The organism is Sphingomonas pollutisoli (assembly GCF_029167165.1).
Taxonomy (GTDB): Bacteria; Pseudomonadota; Alphaproteobacteria; order Sphingomonadales; family Sphingomonadaceae; genus Sphingomonas; species Sphingomonas pollutisoli.
On record NZ_JARFNJ010000014.1, the window covers coordinates 1 to 13,945 of the forward strand.

Consider the following 13,945-nt stretch of genomic DNA (forward strand, 5'->3'; position numbering starts at 1 on the left):
CCAGGCCAAATTCACCGCTAGCCGAAAGGTTGGCGGCAGGATAAACTCGTTCTGCAGCGCAGATGGCAGTCATGAGAACGTTGTCATTGGTGCTGGACGGGCGTTTTATGCCGGTCAAGCGCCCGGTAGTGTTGTTGGTCGTGTACCGAATTACTCGGTTTAGTGCATCCGTCACGCTCTCCTGGGTAGTCGAGCCGACAGATGCGCTGGAATAGCTGACAGATGGCCAGCTCTGCGTGAGAGCAGTGCATGTATCTGCGGCAGGGTCGCAATAATCTATGCCATTATTAATGGCGGTGACCTTATTGATTGTAAAGCCATCCGAACCGTAACCGTATTTTAGCTGATAGCCGGAGGTTGAATTTACGGATTTCAACGCCGCAACATAAATATATCCAACCTGAATGTTGTACTTAGTAAATTTGTATGTAAGAGCTAATTTCTCTCCAGAAGGTAAGATTATGTTACTACCAATAGCGCTGACGGACCCATAATATATAAGATTAGGGCGATAGGTAGAATCAAACGTAATGATCGTTCCGTCTGGAGCGGTATAGGTATAAAGTCCAGTTGACGCCGTAAGCGTAGATCCGTTCGCCTGATCTGACACATAAACCCCACCACTCAATGTGAACGTTGCGCTCTGGGCTCCAATACTAACCAAGACATTGGCGCCGTTGTCTACCAGGCTCAGAAAAAACCCGTGCCGCCAGCCATTGCCAGTCCACACGCGTTTGTGGGCAAGGCCGCCTTTTCCGGGCGCTCCGATCAGAAGATCAGTGGTCGATATCTCGATTCCGCCAGTGGCGAGATTGACGCCATTGGCATCGACGGGTGATCGGATCGGTGGTGCGTTGATCGTTGGCGGGAAAGACTGAGCGACGGCAATGCTGGCGGTCGATGTGGATGCGGTCAAAAAGATGCCACAGGCCATCGATCGTCTGAAATGCCTGTTTCCCATAGTCCCCTCCCTCCAAATAAATAAAGAAGATCAGTCAATCACAATAAAAAGCGGATCGAGCCCGGACAGAGCTCCACTGGATCACGGCTGATTATGGGTCGGGAATAGGAATTACGGTCAACCCGTTAAGCGGCACCACGACTACCCGATTGTTCGCGCCTGTGATCGTGACGTTGGTGCGATTGTCGGCGTTGTCGAGCGTGTAGATGATTTGTGTGTTCGAGTTGACGGTGCCGCTGTGTGTGACCTTGATCAATCGCCCAAGGGCATCATAGTCATAGGTGACGGATTCAGCGGCGTAAGATGCAGAAGAAGTGCTGCCGATCATCGCGCTGACACTCAATAGAGCCGAGAAAAATCTCATATTGTATCCCTCTAATCGGAGTCTATCAGTCGCAACGTAGCATTATTGCACCGTAAACGTGAAAATATATTGTTCATGGTTTTTTGGGGGGGGCTTGTACAGTTTCCATTAAAAAGCTTCCATTAATGCGATACACAAAATAGAAAACCAAAGCTAAGATGCCGGTTGCGCGCGTTGACCGAGAGGTCCGTAGGTTCGGATTCTGAAATCCGCCGAAAAAGTGTCCGCTCCTATAAAAACTCAAAAGGCAGCGTCTACCTGAGCTGCAACATTGCGGTCTGTCCATTTGCAGCTGACAACGCTAACGCCAACGGTCTTTGTCAGAGAGGCTGACGTCATCATTAACGCAACGGCCTGATCGAAGTTTGTTGCCGACCGCTCAATGTGGTAATACGAACTACCACATGGACCCACTTTATCGAGCGTAAACACAAAGTCTGATGGATCTGCCCAGATGTGGTTGATCTTACCGCTGACAAGCACGGGCAAAGTTTGTGCACCCGACGTTTCTGCTTGTATTAATAACAGTAAACCGCACAGAGCGGATCTAGTGAAACGGTATGGCATGACTTTCCTTGACTAATATAAGGGTATTTCAGGTTTTGTAGAACATAAGCCCTCAAAAATGGTCCCGTTGCGAATCGGCTTGTGATGAGAAATGAACGTTCCCCTACATTAAAATCGCTCAGTGCCATTGGATGTTTATAGGGCGTGCATTCATCATCTTGAAAGATCAATATATAAATCACGTAAAACAGACGGCGACGCTATTGTAGATGTATATACTGAACCGTGCATCCCGATTCGTTTACGAATACGTTTACGCTTTGGCCAGTCGATTTCGATATCAATAGTATGGACATAATAGCGTTGTAATTTGCGATTTTAGCGGCTTCGTCCGCGCCTTGGGGAGCCCAAAAAAGTGTAGTGCCAGCTGGACAACTTCCGCTTCCTTTATCGATCATGAACGGCAACTGATTTGGTGCATACGTGGGTTCAATAAACGTGACCCTCCCGATCACAGACCAATCGTAAGCGTTGGCAGCAACTGGTTTCGAAATTCCGAGAATGCACAAGACTACCAAAATGTAGCGGTTCATGATGCGACCTCCCAATTTGTCTTCGGAGCTATCCGTTGAGCCATACTCCCACAATATCAGAACGGCTACTCGAAGTGCAGACGGCCGCATCGGCGGCATATCGCACTGTAACCGTCCGGTCCGTGGATAAAGCCGTTATAGCGATCGCAGTAATGGCATCTTTTGCGGGGTCTGTTGCAAGCACGTACCCAGAGCCTCCGCTCGAAAATATCAGCCAAAACTGCCCGCCATCTCCAGAATATACTCGTGAGAGCGACGATGTGCATTCTGTATAGGCGCGCGCCGGAGACGACCACGTAAAAGCTGTAGCCCATATTCCAAGCGCGGAAATTAGAGGTTTTTTCATATTTAGGTGCTCTTGACGCAAGATGAGGATTGAATGAATTTTATTGTAATAGGATATAGTTTATATCTTCCCGATTTGGTTGTTGTGTGTTGCATGTACCTGTCCCCACAACCTGAACACTTTTCCCGCTTAAATACGCGGATAGTAGCCCGGACAGTACAGCTTTAGCGCTATCGGACGTGGGTGCCGGAATATCCCATAGATCATCGGTTGCGCAGCCAGGTTTGGCCGTTCGGGTTCCGCCGCTTATGGTAATTCCGTTAGGCGATCCCCCCGCCGAGAGGGCGACTTGGCGAACCTGGCCAGTTTGCTCGCTGGCTCGACTTGCTGAGCCTGAAGCCATCAGAAAAACTAAAACTGCTAGCCTTGAGCTAATCGTGTTACCAGATCTCCGCTTGTACATCTGACCTTCTCCCCATCCGATGAATGTCTTGTAGAAAAGAATTCGATGCAGATAACGGCTCATTCCTGTCCGCAGCTATTAGGTACAGCGACATCGCATTCGATTGACATCCAAGGCCACCGTAAGTGCGGCGACTGTTATTGCAGATGGAGTTGTCTCTGCCGGAATGTTCGGAAAGCACAAACGATGCTCTGACTATTGGCATTTCCGTTGAAGGCGACAACGCGGCCAGATGGATTCTGTGGCCGTCCTCCATCGTCCCGGCAGGATCTCGAAACCATCGGAGGCATCGGATCGCTTGATGATCGCTATGGTCCATTTGCCGATCCTGTACAGGGCGGGCTACAATTTGCCCCCGGCATAGCCGCCATAGGCGAAGATGTGGCGCTGCCACGGAAATCGGTGCAGGATTCCCGCAGGCATCAGCGGCGCGCCGTCTCGATCCTGAATGTCCGCGGTGTGGAGCGACAGTGAATGATTGATCGTAAGCCACATGTGGTTGCCCCGCCACGGTACAGCCAGCGTCGCAAGGTCGAGACTGGTGGAAAAGCACGGTAGTAACATTCTCCAAGGTGAAAGCTGTTTATTAGAACATAAGAAGAACACAAAAAATCCTACATTACAAGCGGCGGGTCGCGGGCAGCAGGTGTCCGGGCCACGAAGCGCTCGGGCGGAATCGGGATTTTCTGGCTATCGTGCGAAGCGGAACTGGCGCTCGTTGGCGCGACTCGTGACGACCTGACGCGAATAGAGACCCAAAGGCCAAGGTGACACAAGCGCAAAAATTCTCGAATGGACTCTTGGGAAAAAATTCAAATTTCTGTTGGGCATCTCGCTAGCAGCGCGAAACGGAAAAAGGACGTGTCCGGAAGCCACGGGCCATAAGCCATTATCTCAACGCAGTAGGCCCGCTCACCCGGAGCGAGTCGATAAAGCATCTTTCTATAAACCTTATAAAAGCTTAATGTTGATCGATAGAAAGGGGAGTTATCAATCATGCGTTGGAACTGGCAGCTCTGAATTTACCTTCAACGAAGTCGGCCAACGCGACGCTGAGGTGCCCTTTCTAAAGGGGGCGGGCATTGTCGTCGGGTCTCGACGGGGCGGCCCTTCAAAGTATCGTGGTTGATCTGATCTCGCAAAAGATGGTCGAAAGTTCGGCCATCGAGGGCGAAACCCTGAACCGCGACCGCGTGCAATCTTCGATCGCTCGGCAGCTCGGTTTCGTGGCGGACAAGCGTCGGTCCAGTCCTGCCGAGGCCGGCGCTGCGGACTGATGGCCGATCTCTATCGGCGCTATGCAGAGCCGCTGACCGACGGGCTTCTATTCGACCGGCACAGGATGCTGATGAACGGGCGGCGCGATCTGACCGACATCGGCGCTTGGCGAACCCATGCCGATCCCATGCAGATCGTGTCGGGCGTGCTGCATGCGCCGCGCGTGCATTTTGAGGCGCCCCCGTCAGACCGGTGCCGGAAGAGATGGCGCGGTTCATGACGTGGTTCAACCAGAGCGCGCCTCAGGGAAGCGCGCCGATGCCGGCGATGACACGGACAGCGATCGCGCATCTCCGGTTCGAGACGGTCCATCCCTTCGAAGGTGGCAACGGCCGGTTCGGGAGGGCGATTGCAAAAAAAGCGCTGGCGCAAAGCGTAGAGGCTCCAACGCTGACCGTGCTACCGACGACGATCAACAGACACAAAGGCCTATTATGCCCAGTTGCATCAAGCCAATCAGACCAATCAGATCGATGCCCGGATAGGCTGGTTCGCCACCATCATGCTGGAGGCGCAGGCGCGGACGATCGAGTGTATCCGGTTTGTGATCGAGAAGACCAGATTGCTCGATCGCCTGCGCGGCACAATCAATGCGCGACAGGAAAAGGCGCTCGTCCGCATTATGGCCGAAGGGGCGGACAGTTTCGTCGGGGACTCAGCGCCGGCAATTATCGCAGCATCACCGACGCTACGTCGGCGACGGCGACGGCGACGCGCGATCTGGCGGAACTGGTCATGCTTGGTGCGTTGGAGCGGGTAGGGAGCGGCGATAGGCCCGCTGCCGTCTGAGTATTGCCAGCAGAAAGGGGATGACAGTGTGGACGGCTGACGCCGCTCTTGTCGCGATTCTCGCCCGATGGAGGTTCGCGCCTGCTCACCGTTATAGCACCTTTGGCTATCCGCGCACGAACCGGAAGGAACGGGATTCTGGGCGGCGAATGCCAGACCACTTATCCTCCGTCACGTGCTTTTTATCGGCTGCTTGCGACGGTTGGATGCGGCGGTGATAGATCTCGCCACAGCGGTAATCCACATTCGATCCCGAGGGATTCGGAGCGAAAATCTTCGACGATATCGAGGAACAATCATCGATAGCGATTGGAGAAAAACGCGGGCCAAATTCCTGCAATTGGCCATCAGAAAAAATGGCGTCTTGGGGTCGGTTTTGACGTTGCTCACACCGCTCAAAAAAAGGTGCCTCTGGGCGCGTGGAATCGAGACTTGAATCGATCGAGATCGCGGCTGAATCAGATGAGTGAATCGGACGAGAGTTGAGTGTCGCTGCTTGCGCTTTTTCTGCTGACGCTGCCTATCACCATCATTGGCTCCCGGACGCGCGGGCGACTGTTTTGCCCCCTCGCTGTCTGGTCGAAAACCGGGCCGAATCCTACACTGCGCAGATCCATATTTCCCGCCCGATCCGCCCAATTTTCAGCTATCGCGATCATCGACCCTTGAGCGTTTCCGAGCGAACGGCGCATCGTCGATATCGAGCAGAAACGACATCGAGAAAGCCGCGACAGTTTGCCCGTTTTGGCTATTTCCTGCCATCGAAATCGGCCCCGCTCACGGCTCTCAGTTTACTGGTCGGTGATGGCTATTTGGTAGCCAGAACACAAAATGAGCCTTGGTGGCTGGCCATCAGGCGCCGGTCGGGCTATTGGTCGCCACAGGAAACCGCAGTTTTCCGCCAATCTAACACGCGGATTGAAGCCGTCACGACAGGGCAGCAGTTCCTCTAAAGGCTGCACACCCTACACGGCACAGGCATGGCGCGCGAGGTGGCGGGCCGGAAAGCGCATTGCCCCTGTCCCCGCGCCGCGCTTTCTGCCATGCGCGCCGCGACACCAGACAGGCGGGATTCGGGGCATGACGGCGATCGGCATCTTGGGAAGCGCTGGCAGGATGGGCCAGGCGATCGCGGCGGTGGTGCCGGATCTCGGCGGCACCATCGCGGGTGGTATCGACGCGGGCGCCGATCGCGCCGCGCTCGCCGCATTGGCGGAGCGTGCCGACGTGCTGGTCGATTTCTCCAGCCCCTCGGCGCTCGCCGCCAATCTCGCCGCCGCGCGCACTGCCGGCACGCCGATCCTGATCGGCACGACCGGGCTCACCGCCGCGCACCACGCCTTCGTCAAGGAAGCCGCCGGCGAGATCGCGGTGCTCCAGACCGGCAACGTCTCGCTCGGCGTCACCCTGCTCGCCAAGCTGGTGCGCGAGGCGGCGGGGCGGCTCGGCACCGATTGGGACATCGAGATCGTCGAGATGCACCACCGCCACAAGGTCGATGCCCCCTCGGGCACCGCGCTGCTGCTCGCCGAGGCGGCGGCGGCGGGGCGGGGGATCGCCTTGTCCGACGCCAAGGTGACCGACCGCGCCGGGCTGACCGGCGCGCGTTCGGAGGGGACGATCGGCATGGCGTCGCTGCGCGGCGGCTCGGTCGCGGGCGATCACATGGTCGTGTTCGCGGGCGAGGGCGAGCGCGTCGAGATCGGCCACCGCGCCGAGAATCGCGCGATCTTCGCGCGCGGCGCGGTCACGGCGGCGCTGTGGCTGGCCGGTCGGCCCGCCGGCAGCTACACGATGGCCGAGGTCTTGGGGGTCTGAGGATTGGGCGTTTGAAGAAAGCCGACGTCGTCGAATTCTACGCGCGGCTCGCCGCCGACAATCCGCACCCCGAGACCGAGCTCGAGGCGGGCAACCCGTTCCAGCTCGTTGTCGCGGTGGCGCTCTCCGCGCAGGCGACCGATATCGGCGTCAACAAGGCGACGCGCGCCTTGTTCGAGGTGGTGAAGACGCCCGAACAGATGGTCGCGCTCGGCGAGGAGGGGCTGAAGCAGCACATCAAGACGATCGGCCTGTTCAACACCAAGGCCAAGAACGTCATTGCTTTGTCTGAAAAGCTGATCGCTGATTTCGGCGGCGAAGTCCCCGCGGACCGCGACGCGCTGGAGACCTTGCCCGGCGTCGGCCGCAAGACCGCCAATGTCGTGATGAACGTCGCGTTCGGCGCCGAGACCTTCGCGGTCGATACGCATATCTTCCGCGTCGGCAACCGCACGGGCCTGGCGCGCGGCAAGACCCCGCTCGCGGTCGAGCTCAAGCTCGACAAGGCGACGCCCGCGCCGTTCCGCCTCCACGCGCACCACTGGCTGATCCTGCACGGCCGCTACGTCTGCAAGGCGCGCCGCCCCGAATGCTGGCGCTGCGTCGTCGCCGATCTGTGTGCCTATAAGCCCAAGACGCCAGCGCCCGCATCACCCGCGAAACCCGCCTGACAAAACGGCTGGCGCAACGCCCCGCGCTTTGCTAGGCGCTTCCCCCCAGGCACCCGTAGCTCAGCTGGATAGAGCGCTGCCCTCCGAAGGCAGAGGCCACTGGTTCGAATCCAGTCGGGTGCACCAAGATCCCCAGTCGAAATTGATGACGCCCGCTTTCGTCGAAAGCGGCTTGCTCCGAAGTGATGGATTTGAACGGGGCTGGATTCGCGGCTGCGCGTCACAAGCGATCGCCGTCGCACTGCGGTAGCTTTTTATCGGGAAGTCATGGTGCCCGGGGACGGAGTCGAACCGCCGACACTGCGATTTTCAGTCGCATGCTCTACCAACTGAGCTACCCGGGCATGATCCGTTTCGGATCGGGGAGGCGCGTCCTTAGTCGGGCTTTTCGGCGCTGTCCAGCCCGCCGTTGCGCACCATGTCACGATTATCGGCATCTTCGTTCGCATCGACCGGAATCGTATAGCCCTCGCCGAGCCATTTGAGCATGTCGCGGTCGCGGCAGCCGCGGCTGCAAAAGGGCGTATAGTCGGCGGCGGGGGCGTTGCCGCACAGCGGGCAGGGCTTGGTTCTGGCCATCATCGTACCTCGAAGCGGATATCGGCGCCGGTACGCCGGGCGAGCGCGTCGCGCCAGTGCGGGCGCGCGGCGAGCGCGGCGTGGACCGCCGGCGGAACATCGTGCAGCGCCGGCACCGGTGGCGGTGTGCGCTCGATCGCGCGCAGCAGCGCGCGCGCGCGCGCGGCGGCGGGATCGGCGCGGAGCAGCTCGGGCAGCGATTCGCGCGATCGCCTGCGGATGATCTGGAGGAAGCCGAAGCCGTTGACGGCGGTGCGCTCGAACGGCTGCGGCAGCCCCGCGTCGATCGCCTCGGCGACCGCCTGGCGCGGCCCCTTGCCCGCGATCGTGGGGAAGTCGATCCCGATCGACCCGCCGATGTCGTGCCGCACGATCGCGGCGGCCACCGCCCGCGCCGCCGCCACCGCGAGCGGCTCCAGCGGCCCGGACCCGTCGACGTCGAACAGCGTCATCGCCGGCGTCGGGATCATCCGCAACGCCCCGCCGGGAAAGGCGATGTCGCCGGTAACCGCCTCCTCCAGCACCTCGGACCAGCCCGCCGCCTCGAAAGCGTCGCTCTGGTGCGGCAGGCAGGTGCGGACGGGCAGGGCGCTGGCGCCGATCCGCTCCAGCAGCGTCGGCGCGGGGCGGGGCGGCCCTTCGGCGGGCATGGCGCGTGGCGGCTTGTCGCGGCCCGCCTCGCGCACCGCCTCTCGCGTGATCTCGATCGTCAGCGCCGCGCCCTGGGTGATGCCCGGCGGCAGCGGCGCCAGCATCGCCTCGCCGCCCGCGAAGCGCACGCGCCCCTCGCGCCCTTTGGCCGTGATCTCGATCAGCCGCGCCGCCAGCACCGCGCCGACGCGCGGAAACGTCTCGTCAAGCGCGAGTCGCGCCTGAAGGATATGGCCGTCCTCGACCAGCGCGGCGCGGGCCTCGCCGATGCCCGCTTCGTACAGCCATTCAGCCAAGCGCGAACCCGCACGCGATCAGCAGCGCGCGCGTCTCGAACAGCGGCAGGCCGATCACGCCCGAATGGCTGCCGGCCAGATAGCGGACATAGGCCTCGGCGCGGCCCTGGATGGCATAGCCGCCGGCCTTGCCGAGCCCCTCGCCGCAGGCGACATAGGCGTCGATCTCGGCCGGCGAGAGCGGCTTGAACGCGACGATCGTATCGGCGAGGCGCGTGCGCGCCTTGCCGTTCGCGTCGATCGCGCACACCGCGCTGATGCAATGGTGGCGCCGGCCCGACAGCAGCGCGAGCAGTTCGCGTTGCACGTCCTCGGTCTCCGCGGGCGGCAGGATGCGGCGGCCGACCGCGACGGTGGTGTCGCCCGCGATCACCACCTCGCCATCAGCACGCGCCACCGCGGCGGCCTTTTCCTGCGCGAGCCGAAGCGCGTAGGCACGTGGCAGTTCGCGGGGGAGCGGGTTTTCGTCGATGGCCGGCGATTCGATTCGCGCGGGCACGACCCCGATCCGCGCGAGCAGATCGCGACGGCGGGGGGAGGAGGAGGCTAGGACCAGGCCGGCGGTCATCGATTCAGCACCCATGGATCGCTTGGCGCGTCACCACCCGCCGTTCGCCCCGAGCGAAGTCGAGGGGCAAGCGCGTCGCCTACGGTCGGGGCCTCGACTGCGCTCGGCCCGAACGGAAAGGGAGGTCGCCACATTATCGGTGACGGCAGCACCTCACTTGAAGCGATAGGTGATGCGCCCCTTGGTGAGGTCATAGGGCGTCAATTCGACCAGCACCTCGTCGCCGACCAGCACGCGGATGCGGTTCTTGCGCATCTTGCCGGCGGTGTGGCCGAGGATTTCGTGATCGTTCTCAAGCTTCACGCGGAACATCGCGTTGGGGAGAAGCTCCACAACCTGTCCACGCATTTCGAGCAGTTCTTCTTTTGCCAAACAAACCTCTGGGTGAAAGCGGATTTCCGAATGAAGCGCGCCCATAGCCGGAAAGCGCTCCAAAGGGAAGCAGCCGGCCACCGCGCCGCGATTCGGGCGGATCAGGCCGGATTATACTGCTTCAGGAACGTTTCGAGTTCTTTGAGGAACTGGACCCGGTCGGCTTCGGAGGAGAGATGGTGATCGCCGCCGGGCTGTTCAACATAGCGATAGGTCTTGCCCGCCGCTTTCAGGCGCGAAACCATCAGCCGCGATTGCTTGACGGGCACCGTGGTGTCGTCGTCGCCGTGCATCAGCAGCACCGGAATCGAGAAATCGGCCGCGAAATTGGCGGGCGAAACCGCGGCCAGATCGGGCGCGCGCTCGCGGAAATAATCCTCGGTGCTTTTGCCGCTGAGAAACCGGTTATCGTAGCGGATCATCCCCGGCATGTCGGACACACCGGCGAAAGACACCGCGCAGCGATACACGCCCTTGTCGCGCTGTGCCGCGCGCAGCGCGGCGTACCCTCCGTAAGAGCCGCCGACGATGCACACGCGCTTGGCGTCGGCGATCCCCTCGTGCGTCGCCCACGCCACCGCGTCGGTCAGATCGTCCTGCATGGCGAGGCCCCATTGCCCCTTGCTGAGATCGGTGAACTTGGTGCCATAGCCCGATGAGCCACGGTAGTTGGGCTGGAGTACCGCATAGCCGCGATTGGCGAGGAACTGCGCCCACCAGTCCCAGCTTTCGTCGTCGCGCGCGAACGGGCCGCCGTGCGGCATCAGGATCAGCGGCAGGTCTTTGGCTGGGCGCCCGCTCGGCAGCGTGAGAACCGCGTGGATCTCAAGCCCGTCGCGCGCCTTGTAGGTGATCGTCTTGACGGATGCGAGCTGCTTGCCAGCGAACCGACCGTTGATCTGCGCGTAGAAATGCAGGACGCCTTCCTTCGGAGCATACAGATAATAGCTGCCGGGGGTGGATGCGTTCGCCACCTTGACGAGCAATTGCGATCGGTCGTGGCTCCACGAAACAACCTCGGCGTGGCGGTTGCCAACCGCTTTGTCGAAGTCGGCCTGGATCGCCGCCAGCGTCGGATCGGTCCAGGATATGTGCTGGTATGTGTCGGTATATCGCACGCCGATCATCTGTGACCGTTCTCTGTCGATCAGGATGCCATCGACGTCATAACCGGGCACGGAATAGAGCGGCGCGCCGCGTGTCATCGTCTTCAGATCGAGCGGGTAAAGCGTCGAGAAGCCATCGGCATCATCGTGGAAGGCGAGTGCCTTGTCCGGCTCTGGCAGGAACAGCACGGGACGATTGTCGAGCGAAGCGCCCACGCCCTGGGCGCGCTCGATCACCCGGCATCCGGCGGTCGGCTGGTTCCGGTACAGCGCGCGAAGAGCGCGATCGAGGCCGGTATAGCCGATGCCGTACCGAACCACGCCGGCGCCGTCCGCGTACCAGTTGAACACCGTTTCGGTCGAATGCACGACCATCTTGCTGCGACCGGTCGAAACATCGAAGTCGCGGACCTCGGGCCAGAACCCGAGTTCTCCAGGCAGGCCGCGCTGCATCGCGATCACCGCGTGCGGCGAGCCGTCGTGCGCGATCCACAGAACATCGGCGCCGCTCTGCCCCATGGGGTCGACCACAAGCGGGATGATCTGCTTGCCATCCGCGCTGATGCTGATCGTGCGGGTGACGTAATAGTCGATGCTGGTTATGCTCTGCTTTCTGCCGATCCTGGCCAACAACCACTGATCGTTGACCCATCGCCAGTCGTTGAGATCCTGTTCGGCCGGATCGATCGAAACGGCCTTGCTCTTGTCCGCGAGCGGCACGATCGCGAGCCGCTGTTTGCCGTGGATCGCGATCCGCGCGGCGATGCGCGTGCCGTCGGGCGACAATTGCGGCGCTTCGATGAAGGGGAGGGCCGCGAAGGCCTCCAGCGGGATCAGCGGGGCGGGGTCGGGCGATGTCTGCGCCGAGGCCGGCGAAAGCGCGATCGCGCCAAAAGCCAACAGCGCCGTACCGGCGCGCGCACGCATCCCCCGCATCGTCATCCCCCCGGATATCCCCCCGCCGGCGCACCGACGGGGAAATCGTAATCCGGCGAGGGACTTGGGAAAAGCGGAAACTTCAGTTCCCGCTCAGCGCCTCAGTCGAGGCCGAGCGCGACGTGGCTGCGCGAGCGGCTGTAGAGGAAATAGATCACCAGCCCGATCGCCCCCCAGCCCGGCAGCACCAGCTTGGCGGTCAGCGGCAGCGACAGATACAGCCCGATGCAGCCGATGATCGTCAACGGCGCGACCACCCACACGAGCGGGGTGCGGAACGGGCGGTTGCGGCCCGGATCGGTCTTGCGCAGCACCATCACCGACACCGCGACCATCAGGAAGGCGAACAGCGTGCCCGCGTTCGAATAATCCGCAAGCCGCCCGACCGGCAGGATCGCCGCCGCCACCGCCGCCGCGATGCCGGTCACGACCGTCACCACGTGCGGCGTGCGGAACTTCGGGTGGATCGCGGCGAGCCTGGCCGGCAGCAGGCCATCCCGCGCCATCGTGAAGAACACGCGGGTCTGGCCGAACATCATCATCAGCACCACCGAAGGCAGCGCCAGCACCGCCGCGAGCCCGACGAACCGCCCGACCATCGGCCAGTCGATCGTGTCGAGGACATGGACGAGCGCCTCCTTCGAACACACCAGCGGCTCGAGCGCGCCCGAGGCGACGATCGCGGCGCAGCGGCCGGCGATCTCGGGCGTGCCCGGCGACAGCACCACGCCCGACAGCGAGCGCACCGGCTGCGCGCCGATCGCGCCGATCGCGCCCGATGCGACCAGCAGGTAGAAGATCGTGCAGATGCCGAGCGACGCGATCAGCCCGATCGGCACGTTGCGCTGCGGGTTCTTGGTCTCCTCGGCGGCGGTCGAGACCGCGTCGAAGCCGACATAGGCGAAGAAGATCGACGCGGCGGCGCCCAGCACGCCGAGGCCCGACGAGCTGAACGGATTGCCGATCCCGGTCGGCAGGAAGGGATCGAAGTTCTTGGCGTTGAGCACCGGCAGCGTCAGCACGATGAACGCGGTCAGCGCGACGATCTTGATCGCGACCAGCACCGCGTTGGCGCGCGCGCTCTCGGTCGTGCCGATCACCAGCAGCCAGGTGACCGCGCCGATGATGATGACGGCGGGGACGTTGATCCACCCGCCGGTCTGCAGCGCCGTCGTCAGATCGGGGCTGGGGGCGGCGCCGAGCGCGAGGTACATGTTCGCCATCAGCGCATCGGCGTTGCTGATCGCGGCCGGCACATGCCACCCCAGACCGTTCAGCAATCCGACGAAATGGTTGGACCAGCCGACCGCGACCGCGCTCGCGCCGACCGCATATTCGAGGATCAGCGCCCAGCCGACCATCCACGCCAGCAATTCACCCGTGACCGCGTAGGTATAGGTATAGGCCGATCCCGAAACCGGCACCATCGAGGCCAGTTCCGAATAGCACAAGGCTGCCACGCCGCAGACGAGCCCCGCGACGATGAAGCTCAGCAACATCCCCGGACCCGCCTTTTGCGCGGCTTCCGAGGTGAGAACGAAGATGCCGGTGCCGATGACCGCGCCGACCCCCAGCATGGTCAATTGAAAGGCGCTGAGCGACCTGTGAAGACCTTTCTTTTCCGCCGTGGCGAGAATCGCGTCCAGTGATTTGACACGCCCAAAAATCATTCAAAAACCCCCGGAATGGCTGGCGATCGGCTCTGTT

Annotated in this window: 13 protein-coding genes, 2 tRNA genes and 2 pseudogenes; 7 read left to right on the top strand and 10 right to left on the bottom strand. The window is 61.3% G+C overall.

What is annotated here, in order from left to right; translation table 11 throughout:
* The 3 genes and pseudogenes from PX554_RS22120 to PX554_RS26720 form a co-directional block, all read right to left on the bottom strand.
* Positions 1–961 (bottom strand): hypothetical protein (locus PX554_RS22120; RefSeq protein ID WP_275504565.1); only part of this gene is annotated, 961 nt, incomplete at its 3' end.
* Between the two features lie 91 nt (positions 962–1,052).
* Entirely contained in the window at positions 1,053–1,325 is a 273-nt protein-coding gene (locus PX554_RS22125; protein ID WP_275504566.1) for a hypothetical protein, read from the bottom strand.
* Between the two features lie 2,077 nt (positions 1,326–3,402).
* A pseudogene (locus PX554_RS26720) lies at positions 3,403–3,747 on the bottom strand (transposase family protein); the annotation flags it as partial.
* A 509-nt stretch (positions 3,748–4,256) separates the two neighbouring features.
* Here PX554_RS26720 and PX554_RS22135 point away from each other — a divergent pair.
* The 7 genes and pseudogenes from PX554_RS22135 to PX554_RS22165 all read left to right on the top strand — a co-directional run bounded on the left by PX554_RS22135 (position 4,257) and on the right by PX554_RS22165 (position 7,856).
* Positions 4,257–4,451, top strand: coding sequence for a DUF4172 domain-containing protein (locus PX554_RS22135; protein WP_275504567.1), 195 nt, complete (start codon positions 4,257–4,259; stop codon positions 4,449–4,451).
* On the top strand, positions 4,451–4,672 hold the full coding sequence (locus PX554_RS22140; protein WP_275504568.1) for a hypothetical protein: 222 nt from the start codon (positions 4,451–4,453) through the stop codon (positions 4,670–4,672). Before PX554_RS22135 ends, PX554_RS22140 begins: the two co-directional genes overlap by 1 nt.
* A pseudogene (locus tag PX554_RS22145) lies at positions 4,669–4,752 on the top strand (hypothetical protein); the annotation flags it as partial. The gene PX554_RS22140 and the pseudogene PX554_RS22145, both read left to right, overlap by 4 nt.
* A gap of 142 nt (positions 4,753–4,894) precedes the next feature.
* On the top strand, positions 4,895–5,212 hold the full coding sequence (locus PX554_RS22150) for a hypothetical protein (RefSeq protein WP_275504619.1): 318 nt from the start codon (positions 4,895–4,897) through the stop codon (positions 5,210–5,212).
* 1,109 nt (positions 5,213–6,321) lie between these two features.
* Entirely contained in the window at positions 6,322–7,059 is a 738-nt protein-coding gene (gene dapB / locus PX554_RS22155; protein WP_093222772.1) for a 4-hydroxy-tetrahydrodipicolinate reductase, read from the top strand.
* An 11-nt stretch (positions 7,060–7,070) separates the two neighbouring features.
* Positions 7,071–7,730 (top strand): endonuclease III, encoded by a 660-nt coding sequence (gene nth / locus PX554_RS22160; protein ID WP_093222771.1) that lies wholly within the window; start codon positions 7,071–7,073, stop codon positions 7,728–7,730.
* Between the two features lie 49 nt (positions 7,731–7,779).
* A tRNA-Arg gene (locus PX554_RS22165) sits at positions 7,780–7,856 on the top strand.
* Positions 7,857–7,998: 142 nt separating this feature from the next.
* On the opposite strand, the gene PX554_RS22170 is transcribed toward PX554_RS22165, so the two are convergent.
* The 7 genes from PX554_RS22170 to PX554_RS22200 all read right to left on the bottom strand — a co-directional run bounded on the left by PX554_RS22170 (position 7,999) and on the right by PX554_RS22200 (position 13,908).
* Positions 7,999–8,074, bottom strand: a tRNA-Phe gene (locus tag PX554_RS22170).
* 31 nt (positions 8,075–8,105) lie between these two features.
* Positions 8,106–8,309, bottom strand: a complete 204-nt coding sequence (locus tag PX554_RS22175; protein ID WP_093222769.1) for a DNA gyrase inhibitor YacG — start codon at positions 8,307–8,309, stop codon at positions 8,106–8,108.
* Positions 8,309–9,256: a ribonuclease gene (locus PX554_RS22180; RefSeq protein ID WP_275504569.1), complete on the bottom strand. Its 948-nt coding sequence runs from the start codon at positions 9,254–9,256 to the stop codon at positions 8,309–8,311. Before PX554_RS22180 ends, PX554_RS22175 begins: the two co-directional genes overlap by 1 nt.
* Positions 9,249–9,824 (bottom strand): Maf family protein, encoded by a 576-nt coding sequence (locus PX554_RS22185; RefSeq protein ID WP_093222988.1) that lies wholly within the window; start codon positions 9,822–9,824, stop codon positions 9,249–9,251. The genes PX554_RS22180 and PX554_RS22185 overlap by 8 nt, the downstream gene beginning before the upstream one ends.
* Positions 9,825–9,977: 153 nt before the next feature.
* The gene (gene infA / locus PX554_RS22190) at positions 9,978–10,196 is read right to left on the bottom strand and encodes a translation initiation factor IF-1 (protein WP_010162480.1); all 219 of its coding nucleotides are present in this window, start codon (positions 10,194–10,196) and stop codon (positions 9,978–9,980) included.
* Positions 10,197–10,297: 101 nt separating this feature from the next.
* Positions 10,298–12,238, bottom strand: coding sequence for an alpha/beta hydrolase family protein (locus tag PX554_RS22195; protein WP_275504570.1), 1,941 nt, complete (start codon positions 12,236–12,238; stop codon positions 10,298–10,300).
* A 101-nt stretch (positions 12,239–12,339) separates the two neighbouring features.
* A complete protein-coding gene (locus PX554_RS22200) occupies positions 12,340–13,908 on the bottom strand; it encodes an amino acid permease (protein WP_093222766.1) in 1,569 nt (522 codons plus the stop codon).
* Between the last annotated feature and the right edge of the window lie 37 nt (positions 13,909–13,945).